This is a genomic window from Microterricola viridarii, from assembly GCF_900104895.1.
Taxonomy (GTDB): domain Bacteria; phylum Actinomycetota; class Actinomycetes; order Actinomycetales; family Microbacteriaceae; genus Microterricola; species Microterricola viridarii.
Map to the genome: position 1 here is coordinate 1,709,290 of NZ_LT629742.1, position 18,979 is coordinate 1,728,268.

The 18,979-nt window shown below is 69.5% G+C and carries 15 protein-coding genes and 3 tRNA genes; 14 read left to right on the forward strand and 4 right to left on the reverse strand.

Features of this window, described 5'->3' with window-relative positions:
• The first annotated feature begins 31 nt into the window (after window positions 1-31).
• The 8 genes from BLT62_RS07755 (at window position 32) to BLT62_RS07790 (ending at window position 10,346) form a co-directional block, all read left to right on the forward strand.
• Window positions 32-985 (forward strand): LysR family transcriptional regulator, encoded by a 954-nt coding sequence (locus BLT62_RS07755; RefSeq protein WP_083363540.1) that lies wholly within the window; start codon window positions 32-34, stop codon window positions 983-985.
• Window positions 986-1,041: 56 nt separating this feature from the next.
• Entirely contained in the window at window positions 1,042-2,559 is a 1,518-nt protein-coding gene (gltX, locus tag BLT62_RS07760; RefSeq protein ID WP_083365371.1) for a glutamate--tRNA ligase, read from the forward strand.
• 14 nt (window positions 2,560-2,573) lie between these two features.
• The gene (locus tag BLT62_RS07765; protein WP_083363541.1) at window positions 2,574-3,491 is read left to right on the forward strand and encodes an NAD(P)/FAD-dependent oxidoreductase; all 918 of its coding nucleotides are present in this window, start codon (window positions 2,574-2,576) and stop codon (window positions 3,489-3,491) included.
• Between the two features lie 122 nt (window positions 3,492-3,613).
• A tRNA-Gln gene (locus BLT62_RS07770) sits at window positions 3,614-3,685 on the forward strand.
• A 190-nt stretch (window positions 3,686-3,875) separates the two neighbouring features.
• Window positions 3,876-5,333 (forward strand): anaerobic C4-dicarboxylate transporter family protein, encoded by a 1,458-nt coding sequence (locus tag BLT62_RS07775; protein ID WP_083363542.1) that lies wholly within the window; start codon window positions 3,876-3,878, stop codon window positions 5,331-5,333.
• Window positions 5,334-5,380: 47 nt separating this feature from the next.
• On the forward strand, window positions 5,381-6,736 hold the full coding sequence (locus tag BLT62_RS07780) for a M20/M25/M40 family metallo-hydrolase (protein WP_083363543.1): 1,356 nt from the start codon (window positions 5,381-5,383) through the stop codon (window positions 6,734-6,736).
• A gap of 35 nt (window positions 6,737-6,771) precedes the next feature.
• Window positions 6,772-8,055 carry an APC family permease gene (locus tag BLT62_RS07785; RefSeq protein WP_083363544.1) on the forward strand — a complete coding sequence of 428 codons (1,284 nt, stop codon included), beginning with the start codon at window positions 6,772-6,774 and terminating at the stop codon, window positions 8,053-8,055.
• 86 nt (window positions 8,056-8,141) lie between these two features.
• Complete coding sequence (locus BLT62_RS07790; RefSeq protein ID WP_083363545.1) at window positions 8,142-10,346, forward strand: transglycosylase domain-containing protein; 2,205 nt, start codon at window positions 8,142-8,144, stop codon at window positions 10,344-10,346.
• On the opposite strand, the gene BLT62_RS07795 is transcribed toward BLT62_RS07790, so the two are convergent.
• On the reverse strand, window positions 10,343-10,987 hold the full coding sequence (locus tag BLT62_RS07795; RefSeq protein WP_083365372.1) for an MBL fold metallo-hydrolase: 645 nt from the start codon (window positions 10,985-10,987) through the stop codon (window positions 10,343-10,345). The genes BLT62_RS07790 and BLT62_RS07795 overlap by 4 nt on opposite strands.
• An 87-nt stretch (window positions 10,988-11,074) precedes the next feature.
• Between BLT62_RS07795 and BLT62_RS07800 the strand changes: the two genes are divergently transcribed.
• The 6 genes from BLT62_RS07800 (at window position 11,075) to BLT62_RS07825 (ending at window position 15,913) form a co-directional block, all read left to right on the forward strand.
• Window positions 11,075-11,977: a diacylglycerol/lipid kinase family protein gene (locus BLT62_RS07800; RefSeq protein ID WP_083363546.1), complete on the forward strand. Its 903-nt coding sequence runs from the start codon at window positions 11,075-11,077 to the stop codon at window positions 11,975-11,977.
• A gap of 88 nt (window positions 11,978-12,065) precedes the next feature.
• Window positions 12,066-12,138: transfer RNA gene (locus BLT62_RS07805), tRNA-Glu, on the forward strand.
• Between the two features lie 639 nt (window positions 12,139-12,777).
• Window positions 12,778-12,850: transfer RNA gene (locus BLT62_RS07810), tRNA-Glu, on the forward strand.
• A 98-nt stretch (window positions 12,851-12,948) separates the two neighbouring features.
• Window positions 12,949-13,695: a DsbA family protein gene (locus BLT62_RS07815; protein WP_083363547.1), complete on the forward strand. Its 747-nt coding sequence runs from the start codon at window positions 12,949-12,951 to the stop codon at window positions 13,693-13,695.
• 11 nt (window positions 13,696-13,706) lie between these two features.
• Window positions 13,707-14,555, forward strand: a complete 849-nt coding sequence (locus BLT62_RS07820; protein WP_083363548.1) for a cytochrome c biogenesis CcdA family protein — start codon at window positions 13,707-13,709, stop codon at window positions 14,553-14,555.
• A 2-nt stretch (window positions 14,556-14,557) separates the two neighbouring features.
• Window positions 14,558-15,913 (forward strand): MFS transporter, encoded by a 1,356-nt coding sequence (locus tag BLT62_RS07825; protein WP_083363549.1) that lies wholly within the window; start codon window positions 14,558-14,560, stop codon window positions 15,911-15,913.
• Here the strand turns inward: BLT62_RS07825 and BLT62_RS07830 are convergent.
• From BLT62_RS07830 to BLT62_RS07840, 3 genes are all read right to left on the reverse strand, one after another.
• The gene (locus BLT62_RS07830) at window positions 15,910-17,100 is read right to left on the reverse strand and encodes a glycine C-acetyltransferase (RefSeq protein WP_083363550.1); all 1,191 of its coding nucleotides are present in this window, start codon (window positions 17,098-17,100) and stop codon (window positions 15,910-15,912) included. The two genes, BLT62_RS07825 and BLT62_RS07830, sit on opposite strands and share 4 nt — an antisense overlap.
• Before the next feature lie 9 nt (window positions 17,101-17,109).
• A complete protein-coding gene (gene tdh / locus BLT62_RS07835) occupies window positions 17,110-18,162 on the reverse strand; it encodes an L-threonine 3-dehydrogenase (protein WP_083363551.1) in 1,053 nt (350 codons plus the stop codon).
• 80 nt (window positions 18,163-18,242) lie between these two features.
• Window positions 18,243-18,944, reverse strand: coding sequence for a TIGR00645 family protein (locus BLT62_RS07840; RefSeq protein ID WP_231919394.1), 702 nt, complete (start codon window positions 18,942-18,944; stop codon window positions 18,243-18,245).
• Window positions 18,945-18,979: the final 35 nt, after the last annotated feature.

The following is an 18,979-nucleotide window of genomic DNA, read 5'->3' on the forward strand; positions in this document are numbered from 1 at the left end:
GCAAACAATAACGATGGATTATGATTAGCACATGCGGCCACCAGAACTCGAGCACGACCTCGACCTCGACTCCCACTCGCTGCGCGTCGTCAACGCGATCGCCGAACACGGTTCGATCACCGCGGCGGCCGAGGCGCTCGGCTACAGCCAGCCCGCGATCAGCCAGCACCTCAAGCGGCTGGAGGCGCGCATCGGCATGCCGGCGATCGAGCGCGTCGGCCGCGGGGTGCGGCTCACGGAGGCCGGCCAGGTGCTGGCCCGCTACGCCCTGCCCGTGATCAGCGCGCTGGACGCCGCGGCCGGCGAGCTCGCCGAGCTCAGCGGGCTCCGCTCCGGCCGGGTGCGCCTGGCCGCCTTCCCCTCTGCCTCGCCGACGATCGTGCCGCGGCTGCTCGCCGCGATGAACGAGCGGCACCCCGGCATCAACATCAGCTACATCGAGGCCGAGCCGCCCGAGGCCGTCGCCGCGGTGCGCGAGAGCCGGGCCGACCTCGCCCTCACGTTCAGCTACCGGGGCGACCCGCACACCGAGAGCGCGCACGGCCTCTCGGTGCGGGCGCTCAGCCGGGAGGAGATGATGCTGGTGCTGCCGGCCGGGCACCCCCTCGCGACATCCGGGACCGTCGACGTCTCCCAGCTCTCCGGCGAGGCGTGGATCGCCGGCTGCCCGCGCTGCCGCGGCCACCTGCTCGAGCTCTGCGACGACAGCGGCTTCACGCCGCGGATCGGCTACGAGACCGACAACTTCCTCGCCGTGATGAGCATGGTTGCGGCCGGGCTCGGCGTCGCCGTGCTGCCGACCCTCGCCATCGAATCGGCCGGGGTGCCGGCCGGCGTCGTGGTGCGGCCGACGAGCAAGCGCAACTTCCGCACGATCCACGTGGTCGGCACCCCGGGGGCCCGGCAGGTGCCGGCGATCGCGGCCACCCTGCAGATGCTCGCCGAGCTGACGACCAGCCGAAACCAGGAAAGTGTGCGCGCCTGACGCGCGTCGGCCCTTGGCCACGGATATTACCGCCGACGACGGCTAAGATCGACATGATGTCTGACGCAAATCACCCCTGGTCCACCGCCACCGGCAGCGACGTTCGTGTGCGCTTCTGCCCCTCGCCCACCGGAACGCCGCACGTCGGCATGGTCCGCACGGCCCTGTTCAACTGGGCCTACGCGCGCCACACCGGCGGCAAGCTGATCTTCCGCATCGAGGACACGGATGCCGCCCGCGACAGCGAGGAGAGCTTCCACCAGCTCGTCGACGCGCTCACCTGGCTGAATCTCGACTGGGACGAGGGCGTCAACGTGGGCGGCCCGCACGAGCCGTACCGGCAGTCGGAGCGCACCTCCCTCTACCTCGAGGTGATCCAGAAACTCAAGGTCTCCGGACACGTCTACGAGTCCTTCTCGAACGCCGAGGAGATCGACGCCCGCAACGACGCGGCCGGCCGCGCCCGCCAGCACGGCTACGACAACTTCGACCGCACCCTCACCGAGGAACAGCGCGCCGCCTTCCGCGCGGAGGGCCGCGAGCCCGCCCTGCGCCTGCGGGTGCCGGACACCGACCTCTCCTTCACCGACCTGGTCCGCGGCGAGATCACCTTCCCGGCCGGCTCGTTCACCGACTTCGTCGTGGTGCGCCCGAACGGCGCCCCGCTCTACACGCTGGTCAACCCCGTCGATGACGCGCTGATGGGAGTGACGCACGTGCTCCGCGGCGAGGACCTGCTCTCCTCCACCCCGCGCCAGATCGCGCTCTACCACGCGCTGATCGACATCGGCGTGACGACCTTCGTGCCGCTCTTCGGTCACATGCCCTACGTCATGGGCGACGGCAACAAGAAGCTCTCCAAGCGCGACCCGGAGTCGAACCTGTTCCACCACCGGGAGCGGGGCTTCATCCCGGAGGGCCTGGTCAACTACCTCTCCCTGCTCGGCTGGTCGCTCTCGCACGACCGCGACGTGTTCTCCATCGCGGAGCTCATCGCCGCCTTCGACATCGAGGACGTCAACCCGAACCCGGCTCGCTTCGACCTGAAGAAGGCCGAGTCGATCAACGGCGACCACATCCGCATGCTCGACGTCGTCGACTTCGCGGCGCGCACTGTGCCCTACCTCGAGGCTGCCGGCATCCTCACCGCCCCGCTCACCCCGAGCCAGGCCGCGACGCTGGCCGAGGCCGCCCCGCTCGTGCAGGAGCGCATCACGCTTCTCGGCGAGGCGCCCGGCATGCTCGGCTTCCTGTTCACGGATGCCGCGGGCTTGCAGTACGACGAGGCGGCGCTCGCCTCGCTGCCCGCGAACGCCGGAGAGGTGCTCGCCGCCTCCCTGGACGCGCTCGATCGTATTCCCGCAGCGGAATGGACCCACGAGCAAGTGCAGGAGGCGCTCAGCGCCGCGCTCATCACCGGCCTCGAGCTGAAGCCCCGCATCGCCTACGGGCCGCTGCGCGTCGCGGTCTCCGGGCGCAAGGTGTCCCCGCCGCTGTTCGAGTCGATGCAGATCCTCGGCAAGGACGACGCCCTCGCGCGTCTGAACCGCCTGGCCGCCTCTCTGCAGGCCTAGTTTCGGGAGGTGTCGTGAGCGATTTCGACGTCGCCGTCGTTGGCGCGGGCCCGGCGGGGCTGAGTGCCGCGCTGGGGCTCGTGCGGTCCCGCCGAACCGTGCTGCTGGTCGACAGCAACCGGCCGAGGAACGCGGCGACGCTGCGCTCGCACGGCTTCCTCACCCGCGATGGCGTGCCGCCGCTGGAGCTGCGCAAGCTCGGCCGTGAGGAGTTCGAGGCATACCCCGGCGCGAACTTCCACGCCGGGCTCGTGCAGCGCGTGCAGCAGGACGCGGACGGCTTCCGGCTCAGCGTGCGCGGCATCCGCGGTTCGAGCGACCTGGAGGCCACGGTCGGCAACATCGTCGTGGCGACGGGCCTGATCGAGAAGCTGCCGTCCGTGCCGAGCCTGCGTGCCTGGTACGGCACCGACCTGCACAGCTGCATCGAGTGTGACGGCTACGAGAAGCGCGACGCCGCCCTCGCCCTGATCGGCGAGTCCGGCGACCTCGCCGAGCGGGCGCTGCTGATCAGCCAGTGGTCGAGCGACCTGATCGTGTTCACGAACGGCGCCGCCGCCGTGACCGCGGCAGAGCAGGCCGCGTTGGCCCGGCGCGGCGTGCAGGTCGAGCGGCGCGCGATCGCCGACGTAGTGGGGGAGCGCGGCCGGATGACGGGTGTCCTGCTCGAGGACGGCGAGACGATCCCGCGCGAGGCCGGCTTCGTGCGCCCGGAGTGGACCCCCGCCATCGACTACCTCGACGGCATCGGGGTGCGGCTGGACGACTCGGGCCTGATCGCCGTGGACGGCCTCGGCCGCACCAGCGTGCCCGGCGTGTACGCTGCAGGCGACTCGACGGCCCCCGGGCCGGAGCAGCTCATCATCGCGGCCGGGCACGGCGCCCAGGTGGCGGCTGCGCTGAACCGGGACCTGCTCGGACCGCTGCTCTGACAGCCCCGAAAACGGGTGCGGCACGCGCGGGATTCCGCTCCGGTTTTGCCCTAGCTCGCCGCATGGGTTAGAGTTCTTTTCGGCCCGAGGTTCGCTTCCGGGTCACCGGCCCGGTAGGGCATTGGGGTATGGTGTAATTGGCAACACGGAGGTTTCTGGTACCTTTGTTCTTGGTTCGAGTCCAGGTACCCCAGCAGTAATACAGTACGAACCCGGGAGTGATCTCCCGGGTTTTCGTCGTTTAACGGCCCATCCGCGGCATCCGCTGGCCCCGCCGAATTATCACCCTCGCAGCATGATGGCTCCCGCCCGGCGTGCGGGTTACGCTGGGCCACCGCCGGCGAGGGCGTGCTCGTCGGATCACTGCCAACGGATGGAGTGGCGATGGAAATCGTGCTCGTGGTCTTGCAAGCGTGTGTCGTCATCGGGGCCATCGTGCTCGGCGTCCGGACCGGGGGCCTGGGCCTCGGGCTCTGGGGTGTCGTCGGCACCGTCGTCCTGGTCTTCGCCTTCCAGCTTCCGCCCGGCTCCATCCCGGTCGACGCGTTCTTCATCATCATCGCGGTGATCACGGCATCCTCCGCGATGCAGGCCGCCGGCGGCATCGACTACCTGGTCTCGATCGCCTCGAAGATCATCCAGGCGAACCCGAAGCGGCTGACCTACGTCGCACCGCTCGTGGCGTTCGTGTTCACCGTGCTCTCGGGAACGTCGAACATCTTCTTCGCCCTCATCCCCGTCATCTACGAGACCTCCTACCGCAACGGGCAGCGCCCGGAGCGGGCCCTCGCGGCCTCGACGGTCACCTCGGGCCTCGGGATCACGGCGAGCCCGGTCTCGGCGGCCATGGCCGCCTACCTCGTGCTCATGGAGGGCACGGGGTACGGGCTTCCCCAGATCCTGCTCATCACCGTGCCGGCCGCCGTCGTCGCCTGTATCGTGGCCTCCTTCGTGCAGCAGCGCCTCGGCAAGGACCTGCTCGACGACCCGGTGTTCCTCAAGAGGGTCGAAGAGGGCACGGTGGAGGTGCCGGCCGTCCTGGCCGAGCGGTATGCGGCGAAGATGGGCAAGAGCCCGGTGCCGGCCGCCGACGCCACCTCGGCTGGCGCCTCCGCGGGCGCCCCCGCTGGCGCCGCCGCGGAGCAGCCGCCCGCCAAGGCCGTGCTGATCGAGCACCCCGTCCCCCCGGGCGGCATGACCGCCGCGATGATCTTCGTCGCCGGGACCCTGCTGATCGTGCTGCTCGGCCTGTTCCCCGGCCTCCGCCCGGCCTTCCCGGACGAGGAGGGCGAACTGGTGCCGATCGGCATGTCGACGGTCATCGAGATGATCATGTTCAGCGTGGCCCTCGTCATCATCCTGGCCCGCCGGGTCAAGCCGTCCACAGTGGTCGAGCAGCCGCTGCTCAAGTCCGGCTTCGTCGCCGCGGTCGCCCTCTTCGGTATCGCGTGGATGGCCGACACCTTCATCTCGGCCAACCAGGAGACGATCATCGAACCGCTCGGCGCGATGATCGAGGCCAACCCGCTGCTGCTCGCCGTCGCCCTGTTCATCGTCTGTGGTCTGACGACCAGCCAGTCGGCGACGACGAACACGATGATCCCCATCGCCTTGGCCGCCGGCCTGGCGCCGGGAATCATCACCGCCATGTGGCCGTCCCTCATCGGCGTCTGGCTGTTCCCGGCGAACGGCTCGCAGATCGCCGCCGTCGAGACAGACCTCACGGGGTCGACCAAGCTGACCCAGGTGCCCGTCTGGCACTCGTTCACGATCCCGATGCTGGTGTCGTGGGCCGCGGTCGTCGCGGCCGGCCTGTTGATTCAGCTCGCGATTCCTGCGTGAGCGCCCCGCCCCACCGCAGAAGAACCCAGCCCGTCGAGGAGGAACCCATGTCCGATCCCAGCCGCATCGCCGCCGCAGCCGCAGAGCTCATGCCCGAGGTGCTGGAGCGCCTGGAGCGTCTCGTGCGCATCCCCTCCATCGCCTTCCCCGGCTTCGATCCCGAACCGGTGCACGCGATGGGCGCGGCCGTCGTCGAGCTGTTCACGGATGCCGGGGTGACGGGCGTGAGCCTCCTCGATGTGCCAGACGGCTACCCGTGCGTGTACGCCGACATCCCCGGCCCGGCCGGCTCGCCGACCGTGCTGCTGTACGCGCACTACGACGTGCAGCCGGCGCCGCCCAGTCAGGGCTGGTCGAGTGAGCCATTCGAGCCCATCACGAAGGCCGACGGCCGCATCTACGGGCGAGGCGCGGCCGACGACAAGTCCGGCCTCGTCATCCACTACGGAACGCTGAAGCTGCTCGGCGGGCAGCTGCCGTGCAACCTCAAGATCCTGGTCGAGGGGGAGGAGGAGACGATCTCGCACCTGGAGGCGTTCGTGGAGGCCAACCCCGAGCTGTTCACGGCGGACGCCTATGTGATTGCCGACATCGGCCCGCAGCGCGTCGGGCGGCCAGGGCTCACGACCGCGCTCCGCGGTGATGTCGCCTGCACCGTCACGGTGCGCACCCTCGCCAACCCGGTGCACTCCGGCATGTTCGGTGGGGCGGCGCCCGACGCGCTGACCGCCATGATCCGGATCCTCGACACGCTGCACGACGAGAACGGCGACACCGTCATCCCCGGCGTCGACAGCGGGAGGTGGAGCGGCGCGGCCATGGAGGAGGACGTCTACCGGGAGGGTTCCGCCATCCTGCCCGACGTCGAGTACCTCGGCACCGGGACGCTCTCAGACCGGATCTGGGCCAAGCCGTCTGTCACGGTGCTCGGCATGGACCTGCCGAACACGGCGGAGGCCTCCAACGTGCTGCTGCCGGAGGTCACGGCGAAGCTCTCGATGCGGATCGTGCCCGGGTCGGACGGTGACGCCCAGCTCGAGGCGCTGATGGCCCATCTGCGCGCACAGCGCCCGTGGAACTGCCAGGTCGAGGTGGAGAAGGTCAAGGTGGGCCACGCCTTCGCCGTGGAAGAGTCGCACCCGGCGATCGTCGCAGCCTCCACCGCGCTCACCGACGCCTACGGCGCGCCCGTCGAGTCGATCGGCAGCGGGGCGTCGATCCCTCTCGTGGCCTCGCTGCAGAAGGTGGCGCCCCAGGGCGCGATCATCCTGTGGGGCGCAGAGGACACCGCGCAGTCCCGCATCCACGCCTCGGACGAGTCCGTCGACCCGGGCGAGATCGAGCGGATGATCGCCGCGCAGACGCTGTTCATCCTCAACCTGGCCGAGGCCGCCCGCGGCTGAGCACGCGCCGACCGCTCGGCGCAGAGGAGGGTGAGATGTCCGCTCCACCGGGCACGAAGAGGATGACGGTCCTCCAGGCGACGTTCATCGGCGTCGGCTCGATGGTCGGCGCCGGAATCTTCGCCCTGCTGGGCGCGGCGGGCGCGGTGGCGGGGTCGGCCGTCTGGCTGTCGTTCCTCATCGCCGGGATCATCGCCGCGCTGCAGGGCTACTCCTTCGCCAAGCTCGGCGCCCAGTATCCCTCCGGCGGCGGCATCCTCACCTTCCTCAGCCGCGGGTTCGGGGAGGGCCACCTGACCGGCATCGGCTCCTGGTTGTTCTTCTCCGCCGGGTCCATCGTCGTCGCCATGATCGCCTCCTCCTTCGGCAGCTACGCCAGCTCGGTCGTCGCCGACGGAGACCCGTTCTGGGCGAAGGTGCTGGCTGTGGCGCTGGTACTCGTGATGACGGGGCTGAACGCGGTCGGCCCGACAGCCGTCGCCCGCGTGCAGTCGGTCATCGTGATCGTGGTGCTCGGCATCCTGGTCGTCTTCGCGGCGGTGACCATCGCCACCTGGAACCCGGCGCTGCTCGCGCCGTCCGGTTATCCGGCGGTCCAGGAGATCGTCGCCAGCGTCGCACTCACGTTCTTCGCCTTCCTCGGCTTCGGTGTGATCACCTTCACCGCCAAGGACCTCCCCAACCCGGCCCGCCAGTTGCCCAGGGCCATCTACCTCGCCATCGCCATCGCCACGACAATCTACGTCGCCGTCTCCCTGGGCGTTTTCGGCACCCTCACCGCCGACCAGGTCGTCGAGTACGGCAGCACCGCGCTCGCCGAGGCGGCGAAGCCGGTGCTGGGCCAGGCCGGCTACGTGCTCATGGTGATCACGGCGCTCTTCTCGACGACGGGCGCCGTCAACGCCGGGCTGTACCCGTCGATCGGGATGACGGCCCACCTCGCCTCGGTCGGACAGTTCCCGCCCGTCTTCGGCCGCTCGGTCGGGCGGTTCCCGGTCGGACTGCTCGTCATGGCGGCACTCGCGATCACGCTCGTCGTCGGCTTCGACGTGAACAAGATCGCCTCCATCGGCAGCGCGGTCGCGCTGCTGGTGTTCTCCGCCGTCACGGTCGCGCACTTCCGGCTGTTCCGCATCACCGGCGCCAGCATCGTCGTGCTGGTGATCGCACTCATCACGACGTTGGGCACCTTCATCGTGTTCTGCACCACGACTCTCGCCGAGGAGCCGACAAGCGCGATCGCACTCGTCGGCATCATCGCCCTGTCCATCATCATCGACTTCGTCTGGAAGGCCAGCGCCCGCCGTTCCAGGGCCTGAAAGTTAGCCGAGGACGACTCATTTTCTGGCTGGAATCTCTGGACTTCGACGATTCGATGTTGTTCGATTGAACTCCGGTTGGGTTGATGAGTGTGCAGGACGGGTGTGATCCAGTGGGCCGCAAGAAACCTCAGGAGCCGTCCTTCACCGAGACGCGAAGCCCGGGGGGAGTGATCGGCGGGCTGCTCGGCCTCGTGGCCGCCGCCATCGCCTGCGGGGTGCTCGTGGCCGGCGCCGTCACCCCCGTCGTCGCCCTGGGCGGCCTGGCCGCGAGCAACTCGATGGCCTACTTCGAGGGCCTCCCCGAGTACCTCGCCATCACCCCGCTCTCCCAGAAGAGCAACATCTACGCGATGCAGGCCGATGGCACGCCGCTTCTGCTCGCCTCGTTCTACGACCAGAACCGCGTCGAAGTGGGCTGGGACCAGGTGGGCCAGTTTGTCAAGGATGCGACGATCGCCGGCGAGGACCCGCGCTACTACGAGCACAACGGCATCGACGCCCAGGGCACGTTGCGCGCCGTGGCGATGACGGTGCTCGGCGACCAGATTCAGGGCGGTTCCTCGATCGCCCAGCAGTACGTCAAGAATGTGCGCGTGCAGACCTGCGAGCTCGAGGCCACAGAGGCGAAGCGGATGAGCTGTTACGACGAGGCGACCGCGACCTCCGCGTCGCGCAAGCTCAAGGAGATGCGCCTGGCGCTCGGGGTGGAGAAGCGGTACACCAAAGACGAGGTGCTGCTCGGCTACCTGAACATCGCCGGATTCGGCGGCCGGGTGTATGGCATCGAATCGGCAGCCAACTACTACTTCAACACCTCGGCATCCGCACTGACCCTCGCCCAGTCGGCCAGCCTGATGGCCATCGTCAACAACCCGGTGAAGTTCCAGCTGGACAACCCGGACAGCTTCTCGAACGGTGCCGCCAACGGCTACGCGGCCAATAGGACCAGGCGCGACTACATCCTCGACCAGATGCTGCGCTACGACAAGATCACCCAGCAGCAGCACGACGAGGCGGTCGCCGCCCCCATTGAGCCCCAGATCACGGAGCCGAGCACCGGCTGCCAGACGGCTGGCCCCTCCGCGTTCTTCTGCGACTACGTCAGCGCGGTGCTGCAGACGGACCCCGTCTTCGGGGCCGACGCCGACACCCGCCTGCTCAACTTCCGCCGCGGCGGCTACAACGTCTACACCACGCTCGACATGGAGCTGCAGAATGCGGCCACGCGCGCCATGGGCGAGAACGTGCCCCTGAGCTACCCGGGCTGGGACGTCGGAGGCGTCATCTCGAGTGTGGAGGTCGGCAGCGGCCGGGTGCTCGCGATGGTGCAGAACAAGGCGTACACCCAAGACCCGGCGGTCGCCGGCGCTGACCCCACGTACACCGCGCTCAACTACAACACCGACTACGACCAGGGTGGTTCCGGCGGCTTCCAGCCGGGTTCGGGGTACAAGGTGTTCACGCTGGCCGAGTGGTTGAAGGAGGGGCATTCGCTGAACGAGCGGGTCGACTCCCGGCCGAAGGCGAGCTGGGGCACCTTCAAAGACAGCTGCCTGGGGCCGCAGAACTACGACAGCGAGCACTGGAGTCCGAAGAACGACGCCAATGAGGCCGGCGCCAACTACACGGCGCTGCAGTCGACGCTGCAGTCGATCAACACCGGCTACATCGGCATGGCCAAGAAGATCGATCTCTGCGGCATCCGCAAGACGGCGGAGGCATTCGACATGCACAGGGCCGACGGCGAGCCGCTCGTGCAGAGCGCATCGGCGGTCATCGGCATCAACGAGGTCGCGCCGCTCAGTATGGCCGTCGCCTTCGCCGGCATCGCGAACAACGGCGTGACCTGCAGCGCCGTCGCGATCGATCGCATCGTCGACTCGAGCGGCGCAGAGCTGCCCGTGCCACAGTCCGTCTGCCAACAGTCGGTGACCCCGGATGTCGCCGCCGCCATGCATTTCGCCCTGCAAGGGGTGATGACCAGCGGCACTGCCACGCAGTCGTGGACGTCGACGTCGCCCCGCGTGCCCATGATCGGCAAGACCGGCACGACCGACGGCAACAAGGACACCTGGATGAACGGGGCGAGCAGCGAGGTCGCCACCGTTGCGGCCGTCGTCAGTGTGACGGGGGACGCCAACCAGCGGGCGACCTACTTCGACAGCGGGCTGGCATCCACGGCCAGGCACCGCATGTGGTCGGCGGTGATGTCGGTGGCGAACGCGAAGTACGGCGGCAACCCGTTCACCACCATCTCGCCGTCGACGGCGCTCCGGCCGAGCAACTAGATCTCGATGGACTCGCCCGGCGTGAGCGGGCTGAACTGCCCGCCGGCCTGTTCGGTGCTCCACGCGAGCCTGGCGTTGGAGAGCGCCTTGCCGGCGTCCGAGAGCAGCATCTCGTGCGTCGGGAAGCTGTGCCTCGGCGCGACCGCCTCGACGTAGTCCATCGCCTCCGACAGCTTCATCCAGGGGGCGGCGGCCGGCACGGCCAGCACCTCGACGAGCGTGTCGGCCGGAGCGTCGAAGGAGTCGCCGCCGTAGTAGAAGCGCCCGTTGACCAGTACCCCGACATTGTCGATCAGGGGGATCGAGCGGTGGATGAGCGCGTGCGTGCCGCCGAAGAAGCGCAGCTCGAAGCCGCCGACGACCACGCTGTCGCCGGCTGCGACCGGCTGCACCGGGATTCCGGCCGCGGCGGCAGCGGCCACGACGCCGGCCGGGCCGAACAGGGCGACCCCGGGGCTGGCGGCGCGGATGCGCTCCAGCTGCTCCGGCGTCCAGTGGTCATCGTGCAGATGGGTGATCACGACGGCGACGACCGAGGCGTCCGGCTCGATCGGGCGGGTGAACTTGCCCGGGTCGATGATGAGCGTCTCGCCCGCGTTCTCGATGATGACCGCCGCGTGTTCCAGTTTCGTGATGCGCATGCCCTTGAGCAAACACCGTGTCACCCCGAGCCGCAACACGCAGCGCCCAATTGGTGCCAGCCCGCCGATCACCCCCATAATCGGCCTATGCTTCCTGCACCTCTGCGCCTGACTGTGGCGATCAACCCGAATGCCTCCTTCGGGCGCCGCCGCGACGTCGGCCCGCGGGTCGCCGAGCGCTTGGCCGAGGCCGGCCACCAGGTGGCGATGCTGCGCGAGCCCAACCTCGAACTGCTCCGCCGGGAGGCAGAGGATGCCGTCGCCCACGGCACCGACGCGCTGATCGTCGTCGGCGGCGACGGCATGGTGTCGCTCGGCGCCAACCTGGTGGCCGGCACGGCGACGCCACTGGGCATCGTGGCATCCGGAACCGGCAACGACATGGCGAGGGCACTCGGGCTGCCGATCGACGACGCGGAGGCGGGCATCGACGTGCTGCTCGCGGCGCTGCAGCGGGAACCGCGCGTCATCGACGCGGCCCGGGTGCGGCACGGCGGCCTCACCACCTGGTTCTGCGGGGCCCTCTCCGCCGGCTTCGACGCGCGGGTGAACGAGCGCGCCAACCGGATGACGCGCCCGCGCGGGCCGAGCCGGTACACCATCGCGATGGTGCGCGAGCTGATGAGCTTCAAGCCGATCCGCTATTCGCTCGTCGTCGATGGCGTCGCCCGCGAGGTCAGCGCGATGCTCATTGCGGTGTCCAACGGGGTGTCGATCGGCGGCGGCATGAAGATCACCCCGGATGCCGAGCTCGACGACGGCGAGCTGGACCTGCTCATCGTCAGCGCACTCTCCAAGCCGCGGTTCCTGAAACTCTTCCCGCGGGTCTTCGCGGGGGAGCATGTGAGCGAGCCGGAGGTCGAGATCACCCGGGTGCGCACCGTGTCGCTGGCGGCGGCCGACGTCGTCGCCTACGCCGACGGGGAGCGGGTCGGGCCGCTGCCGCTCGACGTGGAGGTCGTTCCCGGCGCCCTGAGAATGCTGGTCTGAGCGATGCCGGGACCGGGCAAAACGCCCGGGACTGCATCAATTTGGAATGCCCCCACACCGTGTGACATACTTTTCAAGTTGCAAAAACGGCCCCATCGTTTAGCGGCCTAGGACACCGCCCTCTCACGGCGGCAGCACCGGTTCAAATCCGGTTGGGGTCACACAAGTCAGAAAGCCTCCGGTTCTCCGGAGGCTTTCTGCGTTTCCGGCGCAGTTTCGCGCTGGCTCTAGGCGCGCGCGGGGGAGCTCCCGCTGGTCGAGCCTGTCGCCCCCCGCGTTGGCTCGAGGGAGCTTGCGACCGAAGCCAACTCCGCCGCACCACCCCCGTTGGCTCGAGGGAGTGCCAGCGAGCGGCGCCGGATGCCGCGGGCTGCGGTTCTGGCCGAGCCGCTCACGGCTTCGGGCGCTGCGCTGCTCCTTCGTCGCGGCGCGGCGCCCTCGAGCCGACGTGCAGGGGAGCGCGGTGTGCACCCGGCAGTTCCCCGTGGTTGAGCCTGACGCCCCCGCCCGCCCCGCCGCGTTGGCTCGAGGGAGCCTGCGACCGAAGCCAACATCACGCGCTGGCTGCGACCCGATCGGGTCGGCTGTGGGGCTTCGCTCGTTCCTCGCTCAAGCCGACGTGTATCTCCGCGTTGGCTCGAGGGAGCTTGCGACCGAAGCCAACAGCCACCGCGACGGGGCGCGACCCGCCCGGGCTGCGCGTCGCCCGGCCCGCGAGAGCCCAGTGTTGGTGCGGGTCGATGGCCGCCCGTGTCGGAGCGGCACCGAAAGCTGTGGCATAATTGACGAGTTGCAAAAACGGCCCCATCGTTTAGCGGCCTAGGACACCGCCCTCTCACGGCGGCAGCACCGGTTCAAATCCGGTTGGGGTCACAACTCAGTTAGAAGGCCTCCGGTTCTCCGGAGGCCTTCTCTGCATATACCGGTACGAAACTGGGCATATACGGGTACGGAACAGGGGAGAACGAGACATGGCCGCGAACTCACAACGGCGGTTTCGCCTCTCCAGCGTGATCGTCATCGCCCTCGGATCCGCGCTCCTCGGCGGACTCGGCACCGCCATCGTGATGAACTCCCCGCTCGGCGGAAACGCGTCCGCGGCTCCCGGCCAGACGGCCGCCGGCCAGGCAGAGCCCGGCGCCGAGCAGCAGCAGACGGCATCCGGCGTGCCAGACCTGGCCCGCCGTATCGATGGCGACCCGACCGCCCTCGGCGCCGTCGACGCCCCCGTCGTGATGATCGAGTACGCCGACTACCGCTGCCCGTTCTGCAGCCTGTTCGCCCGTGACACGATGCCGAAGATCATGGAGCAGTACCTCGCCGACGGCACCCTCCGCATCGAGTGGCGCGACCTGCCGATCTTCGGCGAGCAGTCGGTCCAGACCGCCATCGCCGCCCGCGCGGCCGGCGATCAGGGGCTGTTCTGGGAGTACAACGCGGCCGTCGCCGCCGCAGCGCCAGAGCGCGGCCACCCCGACATCGACCGGGCGATGCTGATCGGCTTCGCCGAGCAGGTCGGCGTGCCCGACCTGGCCGCGTTCGAGCTGGGGCTCGACTCCGAGACGCACCGTGCAGCCGTGCAGGCAGACCTGCAGGAGGCGCAGTCCATCGGTGCGACGAGCACACCGCTGTTCCTCATCGGTGACGAGGGCATCGCCGGCGCCCACCCGCTGGAGACGTTCCAGGACGTCATCGAGCGCCAAGCCGCGCGCCCGTAACCGGCCCCGCCATGGAGATCGGGCTCGCCGCCGCCTTCCTCGGCGGCCTCGTCACCCTGCTGAGCCCCTGCTCGGCGCTGCTGCTTCCCTCCTTCTTCGCCTACGCGTTCAGTTCGCGCACACAGCTCCTCGCCCGCACGGCCGTGTTCTTCCTCGGCCTGCTCACCATGCTGCTGCCGATCGGCATCTTCGCCAGCACCCTCGGCGCGTTGATCACCGGGCACCGCGGGCTCATCGTCACGATCGCCGGCGTCCTGGTCATCCTCGCCGGCGTGCTGAGCCTGGCCGGGGTCCGGATGCGGCTGCCGCAGGTGCAGCACGGCGGCGGCTCCGGGGCGCTCTCCGTCTACATCCTCGGAATCGCCTTCGGCGTGGCCGGCAGCTGTTCCGGCCCGGTGCTCGGCTCCATCCTCACCATCGCGGCGCTCCGCGGCGACGCCCTGTTCGGCGGCGCCCTGCTCACCGTCTACGCCCTCGGCATGGTGGTGCCGCTGTTCCTGCTGGCCCTGGCCTGGGAGGCGTTCGACATCGGCAGCCGCGGCTGGCTGCGCCCGCGCGTCGTGCGGATCGGCCGCTGGCGCTCCACCTGGATCGAGGTCGTCTCCGCCCTGCTGATGATCGGCGTCGGCGTGCTGCTGATCGCCACCGACGGCACCGCGGGCCTCGGCGGCATCCTCACCGTCCAGCAGCAGTTCGATCTCGAACTGTGGGCGAGCGGGCCGGGCGCCGCCTGGGTGCCGATGCTGCTCCTCGGCCTCGCCATCTTTGTGGGCCTGATGGTGGCACTCCGGCTGCGTCGTCGGAGAGAATTGACGGCGGCGCCGTTGCACGCGTCTCAGGCAGCAGACACCGGGGAGTAGCGATGAGCGAGTCGGCGCAGGCGAGGGCGCAGCTGCCCCGCGCGCTCCGCCCGTTCCGCACCCGCCAGTACCGCATCCTCGCGGTCGCGCTCACGCTGTCGCTGCTGGGCTCCGGGATGTGGTTCGTCGCCGTCGTCTGGCAGGTCATGGAGCTCGGCGGCGGCCCGGCCCAACTCTCCCTCGTCGCCACGATGAGCGCCATCGGCCTGGTCGCCGTCGTGCTGGTCGGCGGCGTGGTCGCCGACCGTGTGGTGCAGAAGCGCATCCTGCTCGTCGTCGAGGCCTCGAAGATCATCGTGATCGGCGCGATCGCCTGGCTGGCACTCGCCGAGACCCTGGAGATCTGGCACCTCATGATCGCGGCGCTCGTGATCGGCGTGGGGGAGGGCTTCTTCTACCCGGCCTACAGCGCCATGCTGCCCTCGATCCTGCCCGGCGACGACCTGCTGGCCGCGAACGGCTTCGAGGGCATGCTGCGCCCCGCCGCGATGCAGGCCGCCGGGCCCGCGCTGGCCAGCGCCGCCGTGGCCGCGGCATCCCCGGCCCTCGCGTTCGTCATCGTGGGCGCCCTGCAGGTGGTCGCGGTCGTGGCGCTCGTCGTGCTGCGGCCCGTTCCGCTCCGGCGCAACCTGGAGGCCGAGGTGGCCAGACACCCCCTGCGCGCGGTGCTCTGGGACCTCTCCGAGGGCTTCCGCTACATGTTCTCGACGCCCTGGCTGCTCGCGACCCTGCTCTTCTCGATGGCCTTCGTGCTCGTCATCATGGGCCCGATCGACGTGCTGGCCCCCTTCGCCGTGCGCGACTCCGCGGGCGGCGGCGCCACCGAGTACGCGCTCGTGCTGGCCGCATTCGGGGTGGGCAGTGTGCTGGGCGCCCTGTTCATCTCCTCGAGGCGGATGCCGCGGCGCTACCTCACCGTTCTGACGCTCGCCTGGGGGCTCGGCAGCCTTCCCCTGGCCGTCATCGGCTTCACCGACCAGGTGTGGCTGATGGGGCTCGCCGTGTTCATCGTCGGATTCAGCTTCTCGATCGGCGGGGTGATCTGGGGAACCCTGCTGCAGCGCCGCGTTCCGCCGCACATGCTGGGCCGGGTCTCCAGCCTCGACTTCTTCGTCTCCCTGGCGTTCATGCCGATCTCGATGGCGCTGGCCGGCCCGGTGGGAGAGGCGATCGGGCTCGCCCCGACCTTCGTCATCGCCGGCGTGCTGCCGCTCGTCTTCGCGGTGATCGCAATCGTCTGGGCCCGGCTGCCGAAGGACGAGATCGCCCACCCGCTCAGCGAGGGCGCCAACGCGGTCGAGCTCATCGCCGACGCCCCGCCCTGGGAGCCAGGCCCGCGCCTGGAGGAGACGCTCTAGGCGGATGCCGCCCGCTCCGCCTCCCTCGCGCGCACGAAGGCGCCGACGGCCTTCTCGATGTCGGCCTCGCTGTGCGCGGCCGACAGCTGCACCCGGATCCGGGCGGTGCCCTGCGGCACGACCGGGTAACTGAACGCGATCACGTAGACGCCGTCGCCGAGCATGTGGTCGGCGATGCGCGCCGCCAGGGCGGCGTCGCCGAACATGACGGGCACGATCGGGTGCTCGCCCGGGAGCAGCTCGAATCCCTCCGCGGTCATCCGCGCCCGGAAGCGCGCGGCGTTCTGGCGCAGCCGCTCCCTGTCGGCGCCGCTGCCGGCGACGAGGTCGAGTGCGGCCAGGGTGCCGGCGACGACGGCCGGGGCGACGGTGTTCGAGAACAGGTAGGGCCGGGCGCGCTGCCGGAGCAGCGCGATCAGCTCGGCGTGCCCGGCGACGTAACCGCCGGACGCACCGCCGAGCGCCTTGCCGAACGTGCCCGTGTACAGGTCGACGCGGCGCTCCACCCCGGCCAGCTCCGGGGTGCCGCGGCCGTGCTCGCCGACGAAGCCGACCGCATGCGAGTCGTCGACCATGACGAGCGCGTTGTGGCGCTCCGCGAGATCGCAGATCTCGGCCAGCGGTGCAAGCGAGCCGTCCATCGAGAACACGCCGTCGGTCACGATCAGGCGTTGCCGGGCGCCGGATGCCGCCAGCAGCTGCGCCTCCAGCTCAACCATGTCGCGGTTGGCGTAGCGGTACCTGGCCGCCTTGCAGAGCCGGATGCCGTCGATGATCGACGCGTGGTTCAACGCGTCGCTGATGATGGCGTCATCCGGCCCGAACAGGCCCTCGAAGACGCCGCCGTTCGCGTCGAAACAGCTGGAGAACAGGATCGTGTCGTCGGTGCCGAGGAACTCGGAGACGCGTCGCTCCAACTCGATGTGCAGGTCCTGCGTGCCGCAGATGAAGCGGACGCTGGCCAGGCCGAAGCCCCAGTCGTCCATCGCCTCCTGCGCGGCGGCCACGATCACGGGGTGGTCGGCGAGGCCGAGGTAGTTGTTGGCGCAGAAGTTCAGCACGTCTCCGCCGTTGGCGGTGATGTGCGCCGACTGGGCCGAGCTGATGCGGCGCTCGTGTTTGAACAGGCCTGCCGCCGCGATCTCGTCGAGCGTGTCCTGGGCCTGCTGCTTCATCGTTCCGTACATTCGGTGCTCCTATTCATCGCTGACCCCGCTCCAATCCAGCACGACCTTGCCGCCGTGCGCCTCGCGGGCCGCCGCGAAGCCCGCCTCCCACTCCTGCGCGGTGAAGCGGTCGGTGACGACCGTCGCCAGCGCGTCGCGGAGCGCGCTGCTCGATTGCAGCATGGCGCTCATCGCGTTCCACGACTCGTACATCTCGCGTCCGTAGATGCCCTTGATGGTGAGCATGTGCGTGACCACCTTCGCCCAGTCCACCTCGATCGGCGCGCTCGGCAGGCCGAGCATGGCCACCCGCCCGCCGTGGTTGAGGTTCTCGATCATCTCCGGCAGCGCGCCGGGGTGCCCGCTCATCTCGAAGCCGACATCGAAGCCCTCGCGCATGCCGAGCTCGCGCTGCGCGTCGGCGATGCGCCGCTCGGCGACGTTCACGGTGACGTCGGCGCCGACCTGCCTGGCCAGCTCGAGCCGCGGCGCGGAGACGTCGGTGACGACGATGAAGCGCGCCCCGATGTGCCGGGCGACGGCCGCGGACATCAGGCCGATCGGCCCCGCCCCGGTGATCAGCACGTCCTCGCCGACCAGCGGGAAGCTGAGCGCCGTGTGCACGGCGTTGCCGAACGGGTCGAAGAGGGCGCCGAGGTCGGGGGAGACGTCGTCATGGTGCACCCAGACGTTGCTCTCCGGGATGACGATGTACTCGGCGAACGCGCCGTCGCGGTTGACCCCGACGCTGAGCGTGCGGATGCACATCTGCCTGCGCCCGGCGCGGCAATTGCGGCAGTTGCCGCAGACGATGTGGCCCTCGCCGGAGACCCGGGCGCCGACGGCGACGTCGCGCACCTCGCGGCCGATCTCCACGACCTCGCCGAAGAACTCATGGCCGGGGATGAGGGGCGGCACGATGGTGCTCGCCGCCCAGGCATCCCAGCTCTCAATATGCAGGTCTGTTCCGCAGATGCCGGTTCGCAGCACGCGGATCTTGACTTCTCGGTCGCCCGGGACCGGTTCCGGCCGGTGGGCCAGTTCCAGTCCGGGAGCGCCGTGTGGCTTGAATAGTGCCAGCACGAAAACGCCTCTCGCTCGTCGTTGAACGTGACGACGGGTGTGCCGTCATCCGCAACTGTAGACGAGCGAGAGGCGAGCGGTCAGAGTGCGTCGACCAAGTCGTGCTGCTGGGCGGCAGCGGGCGCCGGGGCGTGGGCGGCAGCGGGGGCCGGCGCCGCTGCATGCGCAACGGAGGGGGCGGGGGCGTGCGCGTGTGCCGCGTGTGCCGCCTCCACATGGGCGTGCTGGGACATCTTGTCGATCCAGGCCAGGGCGATGGCGGAGAGGATGAACACGCAGTGGATGACGACCTGCCAGAGCACGCCCTCACTGGTGTAGAGCGCCTTGTCCTTCGGGCCGCCGATGCCGCCCACCTCGATGAAGGTCTTGAGCAGGTGGATCGAGGAGATTCCGACGATGGCCATCGCCAGCTTGACCTTGAGCACGTTGGCGTTGACGTGGCTGAGCCACTCCGGCTGGTCGGGGTGGCCGTCCAGGTTGATCTTGGAGACGAACGTCTCGTAGCCGCCGATGATCACCATGATCAGGAGGTTCGCGATCATCACGACGTCGATCAGGCCGAGCACGAGCATCATGATCTTGGTCTCGTCCATCTCGCCGAAGTCCGAGATCAGGTGCCAGAGCTCCTTCATGAACAGGACGACGTACACGCCCTGCGCGACGATGAGTCCCAGATAGAGCGGCGCCTGCAGCCAGCGGCTGAAGAAGATCGTGTACCCGAGCGCGGCCGAGGCCGGGCTCTTGCGGAATTCGCGGGCGGGCGGGGGCGTGACGAGGCTCACACAGTCTCCAGAGTTGGGGGTGGAATTCTGCGCAG

What these genes read in the sequence shown, in the direction of transcription:
- BLT62_RS07755 (WP_083363540.1), top strand. Translation starts at nt 32, where the DNA reads ATGCGGCCACCAGAACTCGAGCACGACCTCGACCTCGACTCCCACTCG.
- gltX (WP_083365371.1), top strand. Translation starts at nt 1,042, where the DNA reads ATGTCTGACGCAAATCACCCCTGGTCCACCGCCACCGGCAGCGACGTT.
- BLT62_RS07775 (WP_083363542.1), top strand. Translation starts at nt 3,876, where the DNA reads ATGGAAATCGTGCTCGTGGTCTTGCAAGCGTGTGTCGTCATCGGGGCC.
- BLT62_RS07780 (WP_083363543.1), top strand. Translation starts at nt 5,381, where the DNA reads ATGTCCGATCCCAGCCGCATCGCCGCCGCAGCCGCAGAGCTCATGCCC.
- BLT62_RS07785 (WP_083363544.1), top strand. Translation starts at nt 6,772, where the DNA reads ATGTCCGCTCCACCGGGCACGAAGAGGATGACGGTCCTCCAGGCGACG.
- BLT62_RS07790 (WP_083363545.1), top strand. Translation starts at nt 8,142, where the DNA reads ATGAGTGTGCAGGACGGGTGTGATCCAGTGGGCCGCAAGAAACCTCAG.
- BLT62_RS07795 (WP_083365372.1), bottom strand. Translation starts at nt 10,987, where the DNA reads ATGCGCATCACGAAACTGGAACACGCGGCGGTCATCATCGAGAACGCG.
- BLT62_RS07800 (WP_083363546.1), top strand. Translation starts at nt 11,075, where the DNA reads ATGCTTCCTGCACCTCTGCGCCTGACTGTGGCGATCAACCCGAATGCC.
- BLT62_RS07815 (WP_083363547.1), top strand. Translation starts at nt 12,949, where the DNA reads ATGGCCGCGAACTCACAACGGCGGTTTCGCCTCTCCAGCGTGATCGTC.
- BLT62_RS07820 (WP_083363548.1), top strand. Translation starts at nt 13,707, where the DNA reads ATGGAGATCGGGCTCGCCGCCGCCTTCCTCGGCGGCCTCGTCACCCTG.
- BLT62_RS07825 (WP_083363549.1), top strand. Translation starts at nt 14,558, where the DNA reads ATGAGCGAGTCGGCGCAGGCGAGGGCGCAGCTGCCCCGCGCGCTCCGC.
- BLT62_RS07830 (WP_083363550.1), bottom strand. Translation starts at nt 17,100, where the DNA reads ATGTACGGAACGATGAAGCAGCAGGCCCAGGACACGCTCGACGAGATC.